The 18,844-nt window shown below is 43.2% G+C and carries 19 protein-coding genes and 1 pseudogene; 6 read left to right on the top strand and 14 right to left on the bottom strand.

The features are described from left to right. Positions 1–26 precede the first annotated feature (26 nt). Complete coding sequence (locus tag C8D84_RS03190) at positions 27–1,538, bottom strand: M16 family metallopeptidase (RefSeq protein WP_109589994.1); 1,512 nt, start codon at positions 1,536–1,538, stop codon at positions 27–29. 84 nt (positions 1,539–1,622) lie between these two features. Further along, entirely contained in the window at positions 1,623–1,787 is a 165-nt protein-coding gene (locus C8D84_RS13725) for a hypothetical protein (RefSeq protein ID WP_157908393.1), read from the bottom strand. Positions 1,788–2,653: 866 nt separating this feature from the next. On the opposite strand from C8D84_RS13725, the gene ftsY reads away from it, so the two are divergent. Next, positions 2,654–3,565: a signal recognition particle-docking protein FtsY gene (ftsY, locus tag C8D84_RS03185; protein WP_228244446.1), complete on the top strand. Its 912-nt coding sequence runs from the start codon at positions 2,654–2,656 to the stop codon at positions 3,563–3,565. A gap of 78 nt (positions 3,566–3,643) precedes the next feature. After that, on the top strand, positions 3,644–4,216 hold the full coding sequence (locus C8D84_RS03180; protein ID WP_109589990.1) for a methylated-DNA--[protein]-cysteine S-methyltransferase: 573 nt from the start codon (positions 3,644–3,646) through the stop codon (positions 4,214–4,216). A gap of 101 nt (positions 4,217–4,317) precedes the next feature. Here C8D84_RS03180 and C8D84_RS03175 read toward each other — a convergent pair whose 3' ends face one another. After that, positions 4,318–5,067 carry a YebC/PmpR family DNA-binding transcriptional regulator gene (locus C8D84_RS03175; RefSeq protein WP_109589988.1) on the bottom strand — a complete coding sequence of 250 codons (750 nt, stop codon included), beginning with the start codon at positions 5,065–5,067 and terminating at the stop codon, positions 4,318–4,320. Positions 5,068–5,476: 409 nt separating this feature from the next. On the opposite strand from C8D84_RS03175, the gene C8D84_RS03170 reads away from it, so the two are divergent. After that, positions 5,477–6,307 carry an ion transporter gene (locus tag C8D84_RS03170; RefSeq protein WP_045446426.1) on the top strand — a complete coding sequence of 277 codons (831 nt, stop codon included), beginning with the start codon at positions 5,477–5,479 and terminating at the stop codon, positions 6,305–6,307. Between the two features lie 48 nt (positions 6,308–6,355). Here C8D84_RS03170 and C8D84_RS03165 read toward each other — a convergent pair whose 3' ends face one another. Together C8D84_RS03165 and aroQ are read right to left on the bottom strand one after the other, a co-directional pair. After that, the gene (locus C8D84_RS03165) at positions 6,356–7,657 is read right to left on the bottom strand and encodes an ABC1 kinase family protein (RefSeq protein ID WP_109589986.1); all 1,302 of its coding nucleotides are present in this window, start codon (positions 7,655–7,657) and stop codon (positions 6,356–6,358) included. A 141-nt stretch (positions 7,658–7,798) separates the two neighbouring features. Then, a complete protein-coding gene (aroQ, locus tag C8D84_RS03160; RefSeq protein WP_109589984.1) occupies positions 7,799–8,335 on the bottom strand; it encodes a type II 3-dehydroquinate dehydratase in 537 nt (178 codons plus the stop codon). A gap of 477 nt (positions 8,336–8,812) precedes the next feature. On the opposite strand from aroQ, the gene C8D84_RS03155 reads away from it, so the two are divergent. After that, positions 8,813–9,028, top strand: a complete 216-nt coding sequence (locus tag C8D84_RS03155; protein ID WP_011513806.1) for a cold-shock protein — start codon at positions 8,813–8,815, stop codon at positions 9,026–9,028. Positions 9,029–9,317: 289 nt separating this feature from the next. Continuing rightward, positions 9,318–10,472, top strand: a complete 1,155-nt coding sequence (locus C8D84_RS03150) for a DEAD/DEAH box helicase (RefSeq protein ID WP_045452864.1) — start codon at positions 9,318–9,320, stop codon at positions 10,470–10,472. A 149-nt stretch (positions 10,473–10,621) separates the two neighbouring features. On the opposite strand, the gene C8D84_RS03145 is transcribed toward C8D84_RS03150, so the two are convergent. The 9 genes and pseudogenes from C8D84_RS03145 to ilvA all read right to left on the bottom strand — a co-directional run bounded on the left by C8D84_RS03145 (position 10,622) and on the right by ilvA (position 18,195). Further along, positions 10,622–11,524, bottom strand: coding sequence for a sulfite exporter TauE/SafE family protein (locus tag C8D84_RS03145; RefSeq protein WP_109589982.1), 903 nt, complete (start codon positions 11,522–11,524; stop codon positions 10,622–10,624). A 208-nt stretch (positions 11,525–11,732) separates the two neighbouring features. Then, positions 11,733–12,029 carry a cbb3-type cytochrome oxidase assembly protein CcoS gene (ccoS, locus tag C8D84_RS03140; RefSeq protein ID WP_109589980.1) on the bottom strand — a complete coding sequence of 99 codons (297 nt, stop codon included), beginning with the start codon at positions 12,027–12,029 and terminating at the stop codon, positions 11,733–11,735. A 125-nt stretch (positions 12,030–12,154) separates the two neighbouring features. After that, positions 12,155–12,928, bottom strand: coding sequence for a YdcF family protein (locus C8D84_RS03135; RefSeq protein ID WP_109589978.1), 774 nt, complete (start codon positions 12,926–12,928; stop codon positions 12,155–12,157). Further along, a complete protein-coding gene (murB, locus tag C8D84_RS03130) occupies positions 12,918–14,024 on the bottom strand; it encodes a UDP-N-acetylmuramate dehydrogenase (RefSeq protein ID WP_109590089.1) in 1,107 nt (368 codons plus the stop codon). Before murB ends, C8D84_RS03135 begins: the two co-directional genes overlap by 11 nt. Positions 14,025–14,158: 134 nt before the next feature. Beyond that, positions 14,159–14,656 (bottom strand): low molecular weight protein-tyrosine-phosphatase, encoded by a 498-nt coding sequence (locus tag C8D84_RS03125; protein ID WP_055124912.1) that lies wholly within the window; start codon positions 14,654–14,656, stop codon positions 14,159–14,161. A 206-nt stretch (positions 14,657–14,862) separates the two neighbouring features. Beyond that, a complete protein-coding gene (locus C8D84_RS03120) occupies positions 14,863–15,303 on the bottom strand; it encodes an RNA-binding S4 domain-containing protein (protein ID WP_109590087.1) in 441 nt (146 codons plus the stop codon). 125 nt (positions 15,304–15,428) lie between these two features. After that, positions 15,429–16,103, bottom strand: a complete 675-nt coding sequence (locus tag C8D84_RS03115; RefSeq protein WP_109589976.1) for an FMN-binding negative transcriptional regulator — start codon at positions 16,101–16,103, stop codon at positions 15,429–15,431. A 29-nt stretch (positions 16,104–16,132) separates the two neighbouring features. Further along, positions 16,133–16,291, bottom strand: a pseudogene (locus C8D84_RS13830) (excalibur calcium-binding domain-containing protein); the annotation flags it as partial. 350 nt (positions 16,292–16,641) lie between these two features. Further along, on the bottom strand, positions 16,642–18,195 hold the full coding sequence (ilvA, locus tag C8D84_RS03105) for a threonine ammonia-lyase, biosynthetic (protein ID WP_109589974.1): 1,554 nt from the start codon (positions 18,193–18,195) through the stop codon (positions 16,642–16,644). Positions 18,196–18,390: 195 nt separating this feature from the next. Here ilvA and C8D84_RS03100 point away from each other — a divergent pair, with 195 nt between their 5' ends. Then, entirely contained in the window at positions 18,391–18,765 is a 375-nt protein-coding gene (locus C8D84_RS03100; RefSeq protein ID WP_109589972.1) for an ArsR/SmtB family transcription factor, read from the top strand. The last annotated feature ends 79 nt before the right edge of the window (positions 18,766–18,844 follow it).

Here is an 18,844-nt window from a genome sequence, read left to right as displayed (position 1 = left end):
TCGAATAAAGAGCTAACACGACACGATTATTTCTCTGTCGCTGCTTGGTCTTTAGGTGGGATGACATGCATCACTGTTAAATTGTCCTTTACCAAATACTTTTTGCTAGCAGCTTGTATGTCAGCAATCGTCACGCTATCGAGTTTGGTGGGCAATTCAGCAAGCAGCGTATCGTCAAGACCGATAGACTGTAATGAGCCAATCATCTGCGCCTGACCTTCCATACTGTCTTGCGCATAGACGAGCCCTGTGACCGTATTGATTTTGGCACGCTCGATTTCATCGGCGGCGATGGGATCGGTTTTGAGCTTTTCTATTTCAGCCATAATGGCTTGTTGTGCTTGCTCTAAGCTGACACCTTCACGTGGAGTCGCTTGTATCAAAAACAGTCCATCGCCACGATCTAGCAAGTCATATGAAGTGCCCACTGTGGTCAGTAGACCTTGCTCGCGTATCAATCGACTTTCAAGGCGGGCAGAGAGACCACCGTCTAATACATCTTGAGCAAGTGAGAGCGCATAAGCTTGTTTTTCATTAGCTGCGCCAGCGGTGACGAGACTGGGTACGTTATAACCCATTAATAATACTGGTACTTGTACGGCTTGCTCGGAGTCGACTTGTTGATAGCCACGGAAGTCTTTTTGACTGACGGCAGGACGTTTAGGTAGATCGCTAGGTGTTAGCTCACCAAAGTAACGTTTGACTTGAGCCAATACCTCTTGCGGTTTAACGTCGCCAACGATGACTAACGTTGCATTGTTTGGTGCGTACCATGTTTTATACCAGTCTTTTAAATCTGTAAGGGTAATGGATTCAAGCTCATCCATCGGACCAATAACGGATTCACCTTTTGGACTATTCGGAAGCGCCAATAAGCGAAATGACTCATAAGCCTTAGCAAGTGGATTATCATCAGTGCGTTGGCGGCGCTCCTCCATGACCACTTGGTGCTCTTTGGTAAATTCCTGCTCATTAAACAGTAGGTTTTTCATACGATCCGCTTCTAGCTCTAATGCCAAAGGAAAGCGGTTGGCAGGGAATAGCTCGTAATAGCCCGTATAGTCGTAGCTGGTAAACGCATTATTGACGCCGCCAAATTTAGCAATCAAGCGCTCATAGTCGTCGCTCGAAACGTTAGTAGTGCCTTTAAACATCATATGCTCAAGCAAATGCGAGATGCCCCCTTTATCCAGTGGCTCATCTGCTGACCCAACTCGATACCAGATTTGAGTCATTACCACAGGTGCGCGATGGTCTTCTTTTACCACTAGCTTTAGACCGTTTTCTAATTGATATTCGTGTCGACCTGACATATCCATGGTCAATGCTGATGAGGGCTGAATGTCTTGACCTGATTTAGCGGTATTTAGCCCATCTTTACCCAAGGTATTTTCAATGACTGGCTTCTGAGCAGTCGACAATGTGTTGGCGTTGATAGTACTGGTTTGGCAAGCAGCAAGAGTCGTTGCTATTGCTAAGGCACAGGCAAGACGTAGAGAGGCGGTAGGTAAGGGCGACGATGATAAAGGCAGTGGCATGGTATATTCTACTTATATAAAATGGCAACTTGTAAATTGATCAGTGGTTAGAACACTCTCAATACTAGCGATAGATAGCAGGTTTTATAAAGATTTATGTGCCCCAACCATCACACTGGCTGTTGGCTTAAATTCTTGGGTGGTATTACAGCCTGTCGCGGATAGTACCAGTGTCGCTACTAATAAAGCTGCGCTGATGCTGATTGCTTTTTTACCGTACGTTTTGTCAGTATTAGATAGTGATGGCATAGATAATTCCTAAAAATGAGGGTTGAGTGAGCGATAGTGAAGTAATTGGTAAGTTTTGGAATAAGGCTTGTTCTACAATAAACTCTGGTAGAGTAGGCGAAGTTTAGCATGTGTAAGGTCAGATTTTTGTTGCCAAATCTTAAGCGAAACTTTCTAAATAGATGGTATGACTTGCCAGATTTGCAAAAATTGACGATAGGCTATGATGGTAAGGTCTGAGCACAACTCGAATTATGATAAACTAGGCTAAAAATTGACTCCCGTGTGTCATGACCCATGGCAAAAACATGACTACATACCAACCCATTTAAAATAATCAAATAACTGACCGTGATAACTTTTAGGGCAAGCTTATGAATAACTCCAATAATAGCAGTCGTGTAATCATTAATCTCGATGGCAATCTTGATGACCTAGATGACGATGATATTACCTTACCCAGTCTGCCTTCGCAATCTGTGCCCATTATCGATGAGAAAGAAGATGCAGGCTCTATCCAAGCGCCCAATGATCAAAGCATCGAAGATCAGCAAAAAGACAGCACGATAAACAAAGATGTCTCAAGTGCTGGTGCGGCACAAAACATTGCTTTGGGTGCGCCAATTGTGAGGACAGAAGAGCAAAGCACGTCTAAAAATGCCTCTGAGAGCTTTATAAGCGCTTCCTCAGCTGATAACGATAATAATAAAAATATTGATACTAAGCTTAGCACTATTTCTACTGCCCCAACCATGCCACTACAAGAGCAGCTTGGCGATAGCCCAAATGTCAGTCCTGCGAGTAGTGCTGTACAAGCGACCACTCAACCAGAAATCGAATCTACAGAGCTGCAAGAAAATAAGAAAAAAGGCAGCTGGTTTAACCGCATGAAAACGGGGCTAAGTAAGTCGCGTAAAAATCTTGCCGAAGGTATGGTCAGTATTTTGATCGGTGGCAAAGAGATTGATGATGAGCTATTGGAAGAAGTTGAAGACCAACTGTTGGTCGCCGATATCGGTGTCAACGCGACCAATCGTATTATCAAAAGTCTGACCGATCAGACAGACCGTGGTGATTTGATTTATGCGCATTCATTATATAAAGCGTTGCAAACTGAACTGGTTGATATTTTAACGCCAAAAGTCGCACCACTCATTATTGATACCAGCAAAAAACCTTTTGTGATTTTAGTTGTGGGTGTCAACGGTGTCGGTAAAACCACGACGATTGGTAAACTTGCCAAGCGCTTACAAGGTGAAGGCAAATCCGTCATGTTGGCGGCTGGTGATACCTTCCGCGCTGCCGCGACTGAACAGCTGCAAATTTGGGGTGAGCGTAATAATATTCCAGTCGTCGCTCAAGGTCATGGCTCTGATAGTGCTTCTGTTATCTTTGATGCCATGCAGTCTGCCAAAGCAAAAAATATCGATGTATTAATCGCTGATACTGCTGGACGCTTGCAGAATAAAACCCACCTGATGGCAGAGCTTGAAAAAGTGGTACGCGTCATGCGTAAAGCTGATCCAAGCGCACCGCACGAAGGTATGATTGTCCTCGATGCTGGCACGGGTCAAAATGCGATTAATCAAGTAGAACTCTTTAACAAAGTCGTACCATTAACCGGTATTACCATTACCAAACTAGATGGCACTGCAAAAGGTGGTGTGGTCTTTAATATTGCCGAAACGACAGATGTGCCTATTCGCTATATTGGGGTCGGTGAATCGATCGATGATTTACGTGCCTTTAGTCCAAAACAATTTGTCGCCGCCTTATTTGAGACCGATGATAAAGAGTAGCGCTCGATAGGTCATTTTAATAGATCATTTTAGTCGATGAACAATTTTTGAAAATATCATCATTTGAAAGGAAGCATCATGATAGTCACCACAGCCGCTTTTGGCGCACACCAGCTAACGTTAATTGCGAGTGTCAATGAGCATAGTAGCCCTAAGCTGGTAGAAGTCAATTGGCTGCTAGCAGGTGACTCTTGGCATAGCTCAAAATCCATTCCCAAACTTAAGAAACACTATGGGCTTGTCGATCAGAGCTTTACGCTTATCAATGAAGATAGCCTAAGCGAAAATGAGCCTGCCCAAGCGCTACTCATAGAGACTATAGCGCAATTAAAATCGTATTTTAAAGGTGATCGTCAGGCATTCGATTTGCCATTAGATATAAGCTTAGGAACCAAGTTTCAGCAACGAGTTTGGCAAGCGTTACAAGATATTGGCTATGGCGAAACAATAAGCTACGCGACACTGGCACAAAATGTCGCTAGTCCCAAAGGGTTTCGCGCGGTTGCTAATGCTAATAGTAAAAACCCTTTTAGCATTATTGTTCCGTGTCATCGAGTCATTGCTAGCGATGGCAAGCTTGGTGGCTATACAGGCGGACTAGATAAGAAAACATACTTGCTAGCGCTTGAAGGTGTCACTTGCAAAACCTAGTAGGAGCGAAGCGTTCGTCACATATTGCTAAACAAAAAAAGCCAAACGTTTGAAACGTTTGGCTTTTTGATGTGTGAGACATAAAGGGTTGCGGGATAAAACTATTGCTCAAGTTGGGTCATTACGTCAGCAGAAAAGTTTACATTGCTATAAACCTCTTGCACATCATCGATATCTTCTAACATATCAATCATTTTCATGACTTTTAGTGCGTCATCGACATTGTCTATTTCAGCACTGGTAGACGGTGCCATGGTCACTTCAGCATTGTCAGAGACCAAACCTGCAGCATTAAGCGCATCTTTGACGTGACCGAAATTTTCCCATTCAGTGATGACGAGCAAGCTTTCACCATCATTCTCGATATCAAGCGCGCCTGCATCTAATGCCACTAGCATGACTTCATCTTCTAGGCTTGTATCATTAAAGATGATTTCACCGCGCTTATTAAATAGATAAGCGACCGAGCCAGTAGTACCCAGATTGCCTTCGTTTTTGGTAAAGGCGTGGCGTACTTCACTGACTGTTCGGTTAAGATTGTCAGTCAAGGTTTCGACAAGTACAGCGACGCCGCCGATGCCATAGCCTTCATAGTTTACTTCGTCCATATTGTCATTGTCATCACCGCCTGTACCACGAGCTACTGCACGGTTGATAGTGTCTCGCGTCATATTGACAGATAGGGCTTTTTCAATGACAGCACGTAGGCGAGGATTCTTGTTAGGGTCAGGATCACCTTGCTTGGCAGCAGAGACAATTTCACGAATAATTTTAGTGAATACTTTACCTTTTACCGCATCCTGACGGGCTTTACGGTGTTTAATATTTGCCCATTTTGAATGGCCTGCCATATAACATCCTTAAGTTTTGCGTATTATTTATTGTGCTTAAAACAAGTGTTTAATAACAATCTTTTACTATGAGTGTGTCATGAATAAGAGTATTTATACATTTTAAGATTTTTCAATCTGCATGATGACACACTTCAGATCACCTGTTTCTATGATATAGCTTGCACTATCTCTTTGAAGTAACGAAGCAACAGAGCTACCGACACGTTAACGATTTGTATTTTGTTGAGAGTGCTTTTTTGCTACACTGTGGCAACTTAGTGATTGTATTCACATATGACCTGTGAGCAATATTATAAACCAATTTTATCTATTTTGACTAACTTGGCCTTATCCAGCGTATTTTAAATCATTGGTTGCCATCAAGCCATTAATTTTATATCGCTACTGACTCGATACTACTGACTATATGAAGCAACCGACGGCTGAAGCCATTACCCACCTGCGCAACCGCATTCATATTATTATTGAAGGCACAGATACCCGTTTGGGTAAACTTTTTGATATTGTATTATTGATTGCGATTTTGACCAGTGTGGCTGTGGTCATGCTTGACAGTGTGCTATACATGCGCCTGCAATATGGCACTATATTCTTCTATGCTGAATGGTTTTTTACCATTTTATTCACGATAGAGTATGCGCTCAGGTTGTTTTCAGCACCCAACCGCGTGCGTTACGTCTTTAGTTTTTTTGGGGTAGTCGATTTATTATCTGTGCTGCCAAGTTACCTAAGCCTCATGTTTGTGGGGGTACAGTATCTATTAGTGATACGGGTTTTGCGTATTTTACGTGTGTTTCGCGTACTCAAGCTCAAAGCTTATATGCAACAAGCGGGATTTTTGGCGTCGGCGCTTAAAACCAGTCAGCAAAAAATCACGGTATTCTTTTTGTCGCTGGTATTATTGGTCACGATTTTCGGCTCGATTATTTACGTGGTAGAAGGCCCTGAAAATGGCTTTACCAGTATTCCGCTGTCTATCTACTGGGCAGTCGTCACCATGACCACGGTCGGTTACGGTGATATGTCACCCAAAACGCCGTTAGGTCAAGCGATTGCGAGCATGGTCATGATTACGGGTTATTCGATCATTGCAGTGCCAACGGGGATTTTTACTTCTGAGCTGGCACGTAATATGCGTCCGCAACTCAATCCCGTCACCTGTCCTAATTGTGGCAAGTTCGGTCATGCCATTGCAGCAGAATTCTGTGATCGTTGTGGACACGCTTTGCATATTTAGCCGTGTTTGTGCGTTGTCTGCTTTCTTAACACTCTATATTTTATATCGTTATACATCAATGTATTCACTAACGAGCGGTGATAAGTCAATCTCAACACCGAGGTTGACCAAGTTCCAGTATTGTCCTGACACTGTGCGATCTAGCATCATGGTGGTTGCAGAAGGTTGGAATTGACCAAAGTACTTCAACGACGTCCGCATCTGAGCAATGACTTCGTGATGAACCTGACTTTGACCAAAATCAAAAGCGCCTTGTTGATAAGGTTGAATAGACAGAGGCTTTAGCCCAATGGATAGCCATTTCTCATAAAACTCTCCGGGGATATTTTTATCGTCATCACGGCGAATATCAAGAGCGATGAGGTCCTGCTCAAGGGCAGTCACATCTCCTTTAATGGCATGTTTAGCAAAACGGCGGAACAATTGAACTTCGCTGTCACTATAGCTACGAATGCCGCCAAAATCATAAGCCACCACACTACCATCTTTGCGAAAAGCAAAGTTGCCGGGATGTGGATCACAGTGCATACGGTATAAGCCAAATAGTTGTCCTGCGGTAAAGTGGAACAGGCGCTTGGCTATGTCTTGTTTGATGTCATTGTCCCAAGTCGCCGCGACGGTTAGGGTTTCTCCCATCTCTTCTGTTAGGGTTAAAACCCGTTTAGAAGAGTGGCTGCTAATGACTTTAGGAATGATAAGACCCTTGTCTTCTGCATGAAATGCGCCAAACACTCGTAAGTTATGCGCCTCTTTAATATAGTCCAATTCATCATGTAAACTTTGGCGAATCTCGTTGAATAGTTGCTCTTGCAACTGTTTGCTCATATTGAGCACACCCGCAATTTTTAGTGCCATGCGTACTTGTTTGAGGTCACTATCACAGTTTTCATCGACATCAGGATATTGGACCTTAACCACCACTTTTTGACCAGATGGCAAAACGGCTTTATGCACTTGACCGATGGAAGCCGCCGCAAACGGTGTTTCATCAAATTCGCTAAATAATTCTGCGACAGGCGCTTTAAGCTCGCGCTCAATTTGTGCACGTATCTGCGCATAGGGCATGGGCGGCGCATCTTTTTGCAGCTTTTCTAACGCTGTCGCTACTTCTGGTGGGAACACGTCTTTATATTGTGAGGCAATTTGCCCGACTTTCATCACCGCGCCTTTCATTTCACCCAACGTTTCGGCTATCTGAATGCCCACATCTTGCATCAGCTCTGAGCGTGCTTGCAAACGTTTTTCTTCGTCACTTGAGAGGTGCTTAAATGAGTTTTTAGCTGCTTTGCCGGCAATGCTTGCTGTCATGCCAGCCAATTTCATAAAGCGCTTTCCAGACGATTTTGCCATTCATATCACCATGTAGTGGGTTGTTTGCTCAGCCATAATTTTAGTATTTTAGTCAAACAATTGCTGTTTAACTCGTGTGCTATTGATAAAGTATAGTTAGACAATTCATGATTTTCGGTAATCAGGATTAAGCATTAAGCATTAATCGCTGATTGTGACAGAGTAGAGGCTATCAAGCCAGTAGGACAATGCCATTTGATAACCCAGATGCCCCAAACCACAAATAACACCGACGGCGACATCGTTTAGATAAGAATGATGGCGAAAAGGCTCGCGCGCATGCACATTGGATAAGTGTACCTCTATAAACGGTTTTTGTGTGGCCAAGAGCGCATCACGTAACGCAACCGAGGTATGAGTAAAGGCGGCGGGGTTAATGATAATGGCATCTACTTGCAGGGCGGTATCCGCTAAAAGTCCATGATATTGGATGTCATCTATCAGTTTACCTTCATGATTGGATTGTATACATATCAATTCAATACCGTGCTGAGCTGCGCGTGCGATCAGACGTTCCTCGATATCTGCTAATGTCGTATGACCATAAATCTCAGGTTCGCGCTTACCCAATAAATTCAAATTGACCCCATTAACCAGCAATAACTTATGAGTGAGTGTTTTATCGGCATTTTGCTTCGAAGGCGTGACGGTTGGTATAGACTGAGAAGGAGAGGTCATAATGGTCTCTATAACGATGAAACGAGGTTGAGGATTTATTATTTGTTATAAGGTTTAGATACTATATAAGCATGAAATGGCATAAGCGTAAAATTGCACAGTTTAATCAAACCTTTTTCTTTATGATAACAGCTTGATGGCGAGGTTATAAAAAAATTACATGAAAAATAAAGCTAAAGCCAAAAAATCATGTTAAAAGTCTTTATGTTGCTAAAAACCCGTGCTATGATATTTTTTATGCAATAATTATTGCAAGTTTGTTGCTACTGCCGAAGTAGAGCAATCAGTAAGACAGTCGTTATGTTTGTAAATACTCACTGTGTTGGTACATACCGTTATTTGCTATAGGTGCGATATGTAGATAATAGTAGTGAGGATAGTACTCTTAAGTTTTTGATTTCATCATCTTAGATCCCGTTTATATGCAATGTTGCAAAGGAATTTGGGGCTAAGCGGACTTTTTTAGGAAGCAATATTATGTCAGCTCGTGAGCAAGGTATCGTTAAGTGGTTTAATGACTCAAAAGGCTTTGGCTTCATTCAACGTGACAGCGGAGAAGATATTTTTGTCCATTTCCGCGCGATTCAAGGTGATGGCTATCGTTCTCTAAAAGATGGCGAAAAGGTCGAATTCAGTGTGGTAGAAGGTGATAAAGGTCTTCAAGCTGAAGAAGTCAGAAAAGTAGAAGAGTAATCTATCCAGTCATTAGAGCGGTTTAGCTATAATGTCTGTAGACACTACTGATATACTACTGAGTCAAGCCCGTTTTATCTTACCCATGTTGAGTCAAAATCAGCATGTTTGGTGGGATTAGGCGTTAGGCTTGGCTTTTTTTATGCCCGTATCTCAGTCAGCTATATATAGATTTCATATTGTTGCTGCTTAATTTAGACAGCAATATAACGGGTTATCATGAGCCTATTTATCATGAGTCTACTTATTGTTAGTAATGAACAAGTGATTAATTTAAAAGGATATTTTTTTGAGTAATTTTACCACGTTTACTGATTTGCCACTTTCAGCACCGACCTTACGTGCCGTAAGCGATCTAGGTTTTACGGCATTGACGCCCATACAAGCACAAATATTACCGCATACCTTGGCAAATCAAGATGCTATTGGACAGGCGCAGACGGGTACTGGCAAGACGGCAACCTTTCTATTGACTATTATGGAAGCCTTACTTAAACGTCCTTTTACCAATGATGAAGAGCGTTATTTGGGTGAGCCGCGCGCAGTGGTCATGGCGCCCACTCGCGAGCTTGCTCAGCAAATATTTGATGATTGTATCGCTTTGACCAAATATACTTCGCTACACAGTGTTTGTATTATGGGTGGCACCAATTATGAGACTCAGCAGCATGAGCTTGAGCGTCAATATGTCGATATTTTAGTAGCGACACCTGGTCGTTTGATTGATCTTGCCAATAAAGGCATGGTCTATTTAGATCGAGTGGAAGTACTGGTGTTAGATGAAGCAGATCGCATGCTGGATATGGGTTTTATCCCTGACATCAAGCGTTTGGTCGGTCGGATGCCAGCCAATACAGACCGTCAAAGCTTACTGTTTTCTGCCACCTTTAACCAAGATGTGATGAATCTAGCCTATCGCTGGTTGCATGAGCCGCAGTTTGTTGAAATCGAGCCAGAACATAAAACCAGTGAGTTGGTCGATCAGCACTTTTACTTACTGACAGAAGATCAAAAATTAGAAGCGTTGCAGCGTATCATCAGTGATACGGCAGTGGATAAAGTGATTGTCTTTGCCAATCGTAAAGACCAAGTCAAGCGTCTCTATCATAAGCTGCGTCAAGCACATAAAATTGTGATGTTGTCAGGCGATGTCATTCAACAAAAACGCGAAAAGTATTTACAGCGTTTTAAAGATGGTCATGCTTCTATCTTGGTGGCAACTGATGTCGCAGGACGCGGTATCCATGTCGATGATGTTAGCCACGTGGTTAATTATACTTTGCCTGATCAGCCAGATGATTACGTGCATCGTATTGGTCGTACGGGTCGTGCTGGACAGACAGGCATCAGCATTAGTTTTGTGAGTGAAGATGATGCTTTTAATATACCCGCGCTAGAGAAGCACTTAGATACTAAGTTTACCCTTGAGCAGTGGCAAGAATAGTGATTTATAAGCCGTCAGTTCTACTATAGTGTATAGCTGTTGGAATCATAAAAGCCCTCAACGTCATGATTGATGTTAAGGGCTTTTTTATATGGCAGATTTTGATGTTAAATGATTTTATATTTTAACAATATCTATTGTCGATGATTCTATTGAGCTTGTTCCATCATTTCAGAATGTTCATCGTGGTTCGTGTTGATCGCGCCATCACTCATATCATGCATACTATGATCCATACTTTGGGGAGTTGTGTTGTTATCAGTTGGCATCATATTATGGCTGCTGTGATCCATATTTGTATCCATCGGCATATCCATCATTTGTGAATCGCTCATTTGCATATGATCGCCTTGCATATTGGACATATCATGCCCCCCATGCATGCTAGACATTGCTATAGGGACAAACACAACGGCTAAGCCAGATAATACCATGACAGCGCCATTAAGCTGTCTCAAGCGAAAACGTCCAATCTTGTCACGTAACCAACCAACGGTTTCGTGCGTGGCGACTAGCATCGGTACGGTTCCTAAGCCAAACACAAACATGAGTGCAGCACCGCTTAGTGGATTGTGAGCGACCACTGCAAGTAATAATGCACCATAAACCAATCCGCAAGGCAAAAATCCCCAAAGCAGTCCAGCCGTTAATGCTCGCGGAAAGGTATTGAGTGGAAATACTTTTTGACGAAGTGGGCTGAGATATTGCCAAAATCGCATACCAAAACGCTCAAGATTTTTTAAAAATGGTGCGCCAAGCATGGTCACGCCGACGAATACTAACACCAAGCCTAGCAAGATACGTGGCGTACTATTACCTTTCATTAAGGGTTCTAGTACAGTGGTGCCAATCAGTCCTGCCATCAAACCCAAAAATGCGTAACTGGTCAAACGACCTAAATGGTAAGTTGCCACAAGAGCACGGCGCTTGGTAGGGCTGACGTCTTTCATCGATAGCCCAAATGCTGTTACCAGACCGCCACACATGCCTAAGCAATGCGGTGAACCAAAAAATCCCATCAGTAGTGCCGCAATAAGTAAAGCGGTGGTCATGGGGCGATTCTCCTAAAAAATGAAAAGCAAACCTACGTATACAATCGGCATTTAACCAACACTTAACAGTAGGTTACGCAGATAGTCCAAGCCTTGATAAGTGGTTATGGCATCCACCTCGTTCAATGTACTAAGTCGTACGATTTGCGCTCGGTTGCCATATATTCACACTTTCAATAGCTTCTACTATAGATAAGGTAGCTCAATGCTAGATTTTTGGCTGTTTATCAAGGTCAGCATGATCAATTGACTCTATATCAGGATGGATCACCTTATCATCAGCGACTATATCAGTCACTGTGGTATCGTCATTCTGCGAAATAGGCGCTGAGTAATCATGAGCCTGTATGGTTTGCCGTCGCTCTTGGCGATCATCCAATATGATGCGCTGTGATGCATTGTCCAAATCTTCAAACTGGTTTGATTTGACCGCATAGCGTACTGCCCAAATGGCAACCACAAATAGCATGAGACTTAATGGAATTAACAAAAATATACTGAGCATGGTAACTCTCTTAAATAGCATTTTCTTTTGTTATTATACACTCATCACAAGTATAGTGGATGACCGGTAGTGATTAGGGTGAGTGCTCAAAAGATATTGAACTGGCTACCTGCTTGTATTTAACTTTATTCGTCAGGTTTTTTTGCTGCGTTACCTCTAGGGGTTAACAGCTGCTGTGAAGTCACGTCGTTGGCATGACGACAATTCATTTGAGGACGTATCACATCGCGTAAATAAGCAGCAACCTCATAAACAGCGCGTCGAGAATGACTTAAGTTTTGCGCAGGTCTCATCCAGTCACGGCTCACTGGTAAAGGGGCGCTAAGTGGTGTGCTATTGATACCGTTTAAGGCAAACTGTCTACGAGCACGTGCCATATGGTAGCTGTCAGTAATGAGATACACATGACGCAGTGGAATACGTTTGGCGGTAAAACGCGCATTTTCGCAGGTATTCATACTGGCATTTTCGCTTATCAGCCCATCAATACCATGCTCAATGAGCCATTGACCGAGCCACGGCGCTTCAGCACCGCTTAGTACAATAGGTAGGGGTAAGTCGTGATAAGCGCTGGCAGCGGTACGGGCACGGTTGAGGCTGTAGCTATTAAGAATAATCTGATTGTCATGATCATTGGTTAGTCCGCCGCCTAACACCACATAAGCGGTAGGCGGTGAACTCAAGGCAGCAGAGGGTAGGCTGGGCAATGGCAAAAGCGTAAATAGATAAACAATCGCTTGGGAGAACAGCGGCGTGAATAGGCTGATGAGTACTAAAATAACAGTCGTTGAACCAAGTAAAAAGGTAATATTAATAATACGAAATAGCTTTATCATACGCTCAGCTGAACGCAAGTAATAACGCCATAGTCGCTTAGATAATAGCCGCTTAGACCACATGCTCATCATACCCAATAGAGCCGTCAGTATTTACCCAAACTGGCTCACGCGCTAACTGAATCGCAAATTTTTCATAAACCGTATTGACGATATGTCGTTGGGCATCTGCTACATTGTTTTGAGTGGCATGATAAGGGGCATGATTGGTCAGCACCAAGGCTTGCTGCTGATGGGTGACAATCGGTGCAATACCACCACCTTTCAAGCCTGTCTGTTCAATCAACCAGCCTGCCGCAACCTTTACCATGGCATCAGGCATAGCGTAGCCGACGATAGTAGGGTAGGTCGATTGTAAAGCAATAAAGTGCGATTGAGGAATAATGGGGTTTTGAAAAAAGCTACCACAATTTGGCAGTTGCTTGGGATTAGGGAGTTTTTGTTGGCGAATATCGATAATCGCTTGCATGATATCCGCAGGCACTGGCTGCGTACGATCGTCTTGCTCGGCATATCGTTGCGCAACGGTTTGCACATCACCATAGCTGGCTAAAATTTTGGTTGCATCGGTATGTAATCTGAATCCAACACAGCTGATTAACCAGGTATTAGGTGCACGTTTAAAAATGCTGTCACGATAGCCAAACTCGCAGTCGGCGGGTGTGAGATGATGCCAAGTTTGAGTGGGTAAATGATAGGCTCGTACATACTGTAAGCAGTCTTCTAGTTGGACACCATAAGCACCGATATTTTGTACGGGTGCCGCACCAGTTAGCCCTGGGATTAGTGCCAGATTTTCTAGCCCATACCAACCTTGACTGACCGTATATACCACCAAGTCATGCCAGTTTTCGCCTGCCATTACTGCGATATCGACGTGGCTATCTGTCTGAGCGGTTAGGCTGATACCGCGCATTTGGGGCTGCAATACGATAGCATTCAGATGCGCTGGTAATAACACATTACTACCGCCAGACAACACAAATAATGGCTTATTTTGCGCTATGTCTTTTTTATAATTTGCCATAAAATCGTCAAGCTGTGCTTCAGCCGTCAGTGTCACGACAGTATCCGCGACACAGGCTAAGGCCATGGTATTACCATGTGACAAATCGACTAGTTTACGGGTCAATAAGCTCGCTGGCAAATCAGTGGTCATGGCAAATTGAGTACTAGAATCCAAGCGTGAAACTGAGGTCATAACATAGCCCATGTGGCAGATAGATAATGGATTACACAGTGTTTATTATAAAGGATGAAAGACACAAAGGTGGCAGAAAGTTAGCTTTATCGTTAGCAAGCTTTCCAGCTTTCAATCCACGCTTGTGCGCTTGACTCAATACGCTCGATCACCTCTTCAAAGTCATCACCATCGCCTTTATAAGGATCTGGCACATCGTCGCCGCCATAAGTAGGATCTTCCTCACTAAATAAAGCCAACTTGGCCAAATTGTCTTCTGTCTCTATCAAGCTGTCTTTGATGGCTTGTAAATCAGCTAAATTCTGTGTATCCATCGCTAGAATTAAATCGAAATTACGAAAGTCATCGGCACTGACTTGGCGGGCGACCAGTTTATTGATTTTATAACCATGCGCTTTTGCATGGCGTTGCGAGCGAGTGTCGGGCGCATGACCGATATGCGAGTCACTCGTTCCTGCTGAATCTACTTTGATTGACAATCCAGCAATTGCTGCTTGCTGACGAAAGACTTCTTCAGCCGTTGGTGATCGGCAAATATTTCCCAAACAAACCAATAATACAGAAGACGGAGTACAGGTTTTCATCAGCATAATATGACCTTGTATAACAAAAAAACATGCTATAAGAGACCGGCATGTTAGTGCGGCTTTTATTAGCATGCAATTAATTAAGTGAATCGGCTGTCAGCGTAACGGTTAATGCCTTGAATGGCAAGAGTAGAAGCTAAACAATACGGTCATCTGTTCACGAATTTTCGATAATATTATTTATAATCTAAGGTCGTGCTTTGACCAGCTTATTCTTTTTTGTGCTTAAAGCGTTGAAGGTCACGGCGCTCTTTTTTGTTGGGTTTATTATCAGGCCGTGCAAGATTGGCAAGTTTGCGCTGCTCAGCATGATAAGCGCGGCGCTCTTCGCTTTCTTCAGTCTCTGAATACAAGACTTCAGCGGCGAGCGCATTACCACGTTGCGCCGTTAGTGCTTCAACGACGACGGTCTTTTCAGTCATGGCACTGGCTGAGCCTTGACGAATCTGTAGTTCATCGCCAATCATAATCTCTTTACTGGTCTTTACGCGGCTACCCGCATAATGTACCCGTCCGCTTTCGATGGCTTCTTTAGCAAGGTTGCGAGTGCGATAAAATCGTGCTGCCCACAACCACTTATCGAGACGCATACGCACGACATCAGGTTGGCTATGGCTAGGCTGATTGTGGTTTTTGTTGTGTTTACTCATCAAAACCTCATCGATATCCATAAAGTAAGATAATATTAATGGTGCTTTTTTTGCAAATTGAAAGAGCCTTGCGCTATCAAAATGTTTAAAAATAGATTTTTATGGTAAAGAGAGAAAGTCTCGTCTTAGCCATTATTCTGATTGGCAACTTTCATCGCCATTTCTGCCGCATCATTTGTCTTTAACTGCGCTAAACCATTAATCACACCTGAGATATTTTCTACGGTTTTATTTTGGCTTAATTTAAATTGGGCTTGTATAGAATTGATGGGCAGCTTAAAGCCAATAATCCCTCGGCACATAGCATCGATATAAGTAGCAGGTGCCTCATCTAATGACCAAGGATGGTCGGATAGCACCTCTTGCCGTGCAGTCATGGTTGCTAATATCCATTTCAGCGTATCGGTGTCTTCAAGCAGCTCAATTTTGGATTGAATATGGACACTTTGATAGTTCCAAGTGGGCACTTCTTTATGGGTTTTCGCTTTGCTAGGATACCAGTTGGGGCTAATATAATGTCCAGAATCTTGAAAAATAATTAACCACGCAGTATCTGGTAAGGTGTTCTGATAAATAGGGTTTTTACGACCAAAATGACCGTAAAGATAGCCGTGTTGAGCATTAGAGTTAACACCAACACTAGCATCAGGCATAAAGTTATCATTATGCCAGAAGAGCGGTATATGGCAGGCTTCGATGCCATCTTTGGTTTGAGCAACCAAGGTCGCTAAGGGGTTGGCTGCGATAAACCCAATGATGTTTTCTAGGTTTTCTTCGGCAAAAATAGCAGGAGTATGCATGCTGTTCTCAGTTTATATTTGATATAAAATCAGCGACACCACTGCTGCTCACATGGGATACCGTCATTATTACCATCCATTTTGGTATTCGGGCAGTGTTGTACAAAGTAAGTGGCTTCTGCGCATGACGTCATCTGAGAGCAATGTTTTCTGCCATCACAGGTAAAGCTTGATGCTGATGCTGACGACGTGAGTACTGGTTTTACTGCCGAGACTGATGTTGACGTTGCATCTGAGTCGACGTACGTTGGCGGTATATCATCCAGATCAGTTGAGGTAAAAGCGGCGTCAACTGGAGTATCAGTCGCAACGTCAGCGATAGGGTTACTGGTCGTGTTTTTAGGTTGCAGCATCTTATAACCCAAAAGTGCTAAAACCAGTAATAATACAAAGATCAATATCTTTTGAGTCACGGTTTATTACCTAGTCATGGTCGCTATGAATTAATGAAAGCTACCAATACATAATCATTATTCATTCATCAATGGCGGCTTTTTGGTGATTAACAAACAGCCATTGATGGATTGATAGTTTATTTTTATTTCAAAAATAATTGATAACCAATATTGTCATTGAGCATGGTGCAGTCATAGCCGATATCGAGTAACGCGTCTTGTAATTGACGAGAGTTACTCTCAGACGCTTGCAAACCGACCAATACGCGACCTTCGGCGGCACCATGATTGCGATAATGAAACAAAGTGATATTAAAGTCATCACCCAGTTTTTCTAAAAACTTCAGCAATGCCCCTGGACGTTCAGGGAAAACCACACTTAATAATTGCTCGTTTGTAACATGCGCATGACCACCAATCAAATGGCGGATATGTGATTTGGCAATATCATCATCGGTCAAATCATGAGCTGTATAGCCATCAGCTGCCAATTGGGTGCGAATGGTTTTACGCTCTTTGTCGCCTTCTTTTAGTGCGATACCGACAAATATTGATGCAGGTTCCATAGAGTCAGGTGATTTTTTACTATCGGCGCGATAATTAAACTCAGTAATATTGCGTCCATGTAAGCTACGGCAGAAATTTAAGAAAGCGCCTGTCTGCTCAGGAATCGTCACACCAAAGATGGCTTCTTTTTTCTCACCAATCTCAGTACGCTCAGCGATATAGCGTAAGCGGTCAAAGTTCATATTGGCACCGCAAATAATACCGACGCAGTTTTTGCCTTGTAGATTATGGGCTTCGATATATTTTTTCATACCAGCAACGGGTAACGCGCCCGCAGGCTCAACGATACTGCGATTTTCTTCAAAGATGTCTTTAACCGCCGCGCATACTTCGTCATTGGTACAAGTCACGACTTCAGGCTCGACTAAAGGACCTGATTTATCACTCTTTTGCATGCGGACAATTTCAAATGGCAATTCGCCGATTTGAGCAACTGCCACGCCATCGACGAACAGTCCAACTTGCTCAAGCTTAACGCGCTCATTGGCTTCAAGCGCCGCTTTAAGAGAAGCTGATTGCTCTGCTTCCACCGCAATCACTTTGACATGCGGCGCAACTTCGCCCAAAAATGCCGCGACACCTGAGATGAGACCACCACCGCCAACCGCAACGAACACATAATCCATATTGCGCCATTGCTGAGTTAGCTCAAGACCAATGGTACCTTGTCCGGCAATCACCAATTCATCATCGTAAGGTGGAATAAAGGTCAGACCTTCTGTTTCAGCGCGATTGATTGCATAACGGTTGGCTTCATCGAAGCTATCACCATACAAATCGACATTGCCGCCAAGCGCCTTTACTGCATCTACTTTAATGTCAGGTGTAGTGGTTGGCATCACGATGATATTGTTTAGGGCAAGTTTACGGGCAGAATAAGCAACCCCTTGGGCATGATTACCTGCTGAGGCGCAAATGACGCCGCGTACTTTTTGCTCATCACTTAACTGACTAATTCGATTATAGGCACCACGCAATTTAAAGGATTTGACCGGTTGCAAGTCTTCGCGTTTAAAACGAATGTCATTAGCAAAACGTTGGGTCAGCTTGGGCGCCGCTTCAAGTGGTGTTTGAATTGCCACGTCATAGACGGTGGCTTGCAAGATGGCTCGTACCCAATGTGACAGCATAATGTTCCCTAATAAAAAGTGTGGATGAATAGAAAAATTAAATAGATTAGCCTATGCTGATTTTAACGGTCTTGCAAGACCCTATTGCAGTTTTTGCAGCGATTTTAAGTTTTGATGAAAGATAGGGTTGGTTTTATCTCAATATTTTTTAAATAAAATATTGAATTATTTCCATATGTCTGTATTATTGGACATATGGAAATAATAAATGCTATCGCAAGCTTTGCTGCGCTCTCTCAAGATACTCGTCTAAAAGCTTTTAGGTTGCTTGTCAGCCAAGAGCCCGTTGGTCTGCCAGCAGGTGAAATAGCTCGCAAACTGTCTGTGCCTCATAACACGATGTCAGCTCATCTATCCGTGTTGGCACGGGCAGGGTGGGTGGTGTCTCAACGGCACAGTCGGCAGATAATTTACCGTGCATCACTATCACATATGGATCAGGTTATTCAGTTTTTACTACAAGATTGTTGTGCGGGACATCCAGAATTGTGTGCGTCTCTGATGGACAGTTTGAGCGGATGTGAGCGTGCTAAACCTGCTGATGCAGACAGTCTTTCAAACCATCAGTAAGCCCATAACGGGTTCAATAAATCTCTTTAATACTAGGGCGTGTCCTCATTTTTAGCTCACTTAGTTAATTTCGTTCAGG

Source organism: Psychrobacter immobilis (genome assembly GCF_003148585.1).
Classification (GTDB): Bacteria; Pseudomonadota; Gammaproteobacteria; order Pseudomonadales; family Moraxellaceae; genus Psychrobacter; species Psychrobacter immobilis.
Note: the sequence above shows the minus strand (reverse complement) of the source record. Positions and strands in the feature narration are given on the sequence as shown.

Bases quoted from the DNA above. Each gene is read 5' to 3' on its own strand.
- C8D84_RS03190 (WP_109589994.1), bottom strand. From the start codon at position 1,538: ATGCCACTGCCTTTATCATCGTCGCCCTTACCTACCGCCTCTCTACGT.
- C8D84_RS13725 (WP_157908393.1), bottom strand. From the start codon at position 1,787: ATGCCATCACTATCTAATACTGACAAAACGTACGGTAAAAAAGCAATC.
- ftsY (WP_228244446.1), top strand. From the start codon at position 2,654: ATGAAAACGGGGCTAAGTAAGTCGCGTAAAAATCTTGCCGAAGGTATG.
- C8D84_RS03180 (WP_109589990.1), top strand. From the start codon at position 3,644: ATGATAGTCACCACAGCCGCTTTTGGCGCACACCAGCTAACGTTAATT.
- C8D84_RS03175 (WP_109589988.1), bottom strand. From the start codon at position 5,067: ATGGCAGGCCATTCAAAATGGGCAAATATTAAACACCGTAAAGCCCGT.
- C8D84_RS03170 (WP_045446426.1), top strand. From the start codon at position 5,477: ATGAAGCAACCGACGGCTGAAGCCATTACCCACCTGCGCAACCGCATT.
- C8D84_RS03165 (WP_109589986.1), bottom strand. From the start codon at position 7,657: ATGGCAAAATCGTCTGGAAAGCGCTTTATGAAATTGGCTGGCATGACA.
- aroQ (WP_109589984.1), bottom strand. From the start codon at position 8,335: ATGACCTCTCCTTCTCAGTCTATACCAACCGTCACGCCTTCGAAGCAA.
- C8D84_RS03155 (WP_011513806.1), top strand. From the start codon at position 8,813: ATGTCAGCTCGTGAGCAAGGTATCGTTAAGTGGTTTAATGACTCAAAA.
- C8D84_RS03145 (WP_109589982.1), bottom strand. From the start codon at position 11,524: ATGACCACCGCTTTACTTATTGCGGCACTACTGATGGGATTTTTTGGT.
- ccoS (WP_109589980.1), bottom strand. From the start codon at position 12,029: ATGCTCAGTATATTTTTGTTAATTCCATTAAGTCTCATGCTATTTGTG.
- C8D84_RS03135 (WP_109589978.1), bottom strand. From the start codon at position 12,928: ATGTGGTCTAAGCGGCTATTATCTAAGCGACTATGGCGTTATTACTTG.
- murB (WP_109590089.1), bottom strand. From the start codon at position 14,024: ATGACCACTGATTTGCCAGCGAGCTTATTGACCCGTAAACTAGTCGAT.
- C8D84_RS03125 (WP_055124912.1), bottom strand. From the start codon at position 14,656: ATGCTGATGAAAACCTGTACTCCGTCTTCTGTATTATTGGTTTGTTTG.
- C8D84_RS03120 (WP_109590087.1), bottom strand. From the start codon at position 15,303: ATGAGTAAACACAACAAAAACCACAATCAGCCTAGCCATAGCCAACCT.
- C8D84_RS03115 (WP_109589976.1), bottom strand. From the start codon at position 16,103: ATGCATACTCCTGCTATTTTTGCCGAAGAAAACCTAGAAAACATCATT.
- ilvA (WP_109589974.1), bottom strand. From the start codon at position 18,195: ATGCTGTCACATTGGGTACGAGCCATCTTGCAAGCCACCGTCTATGAC.
- C8D84_RS03100 (WP_109589972.1), top strand. From the start codon at position 18,391: ATGGAAATAATAAATGCTATCGCAAGCTTTGCTGCGCTCTCTCAAGAT.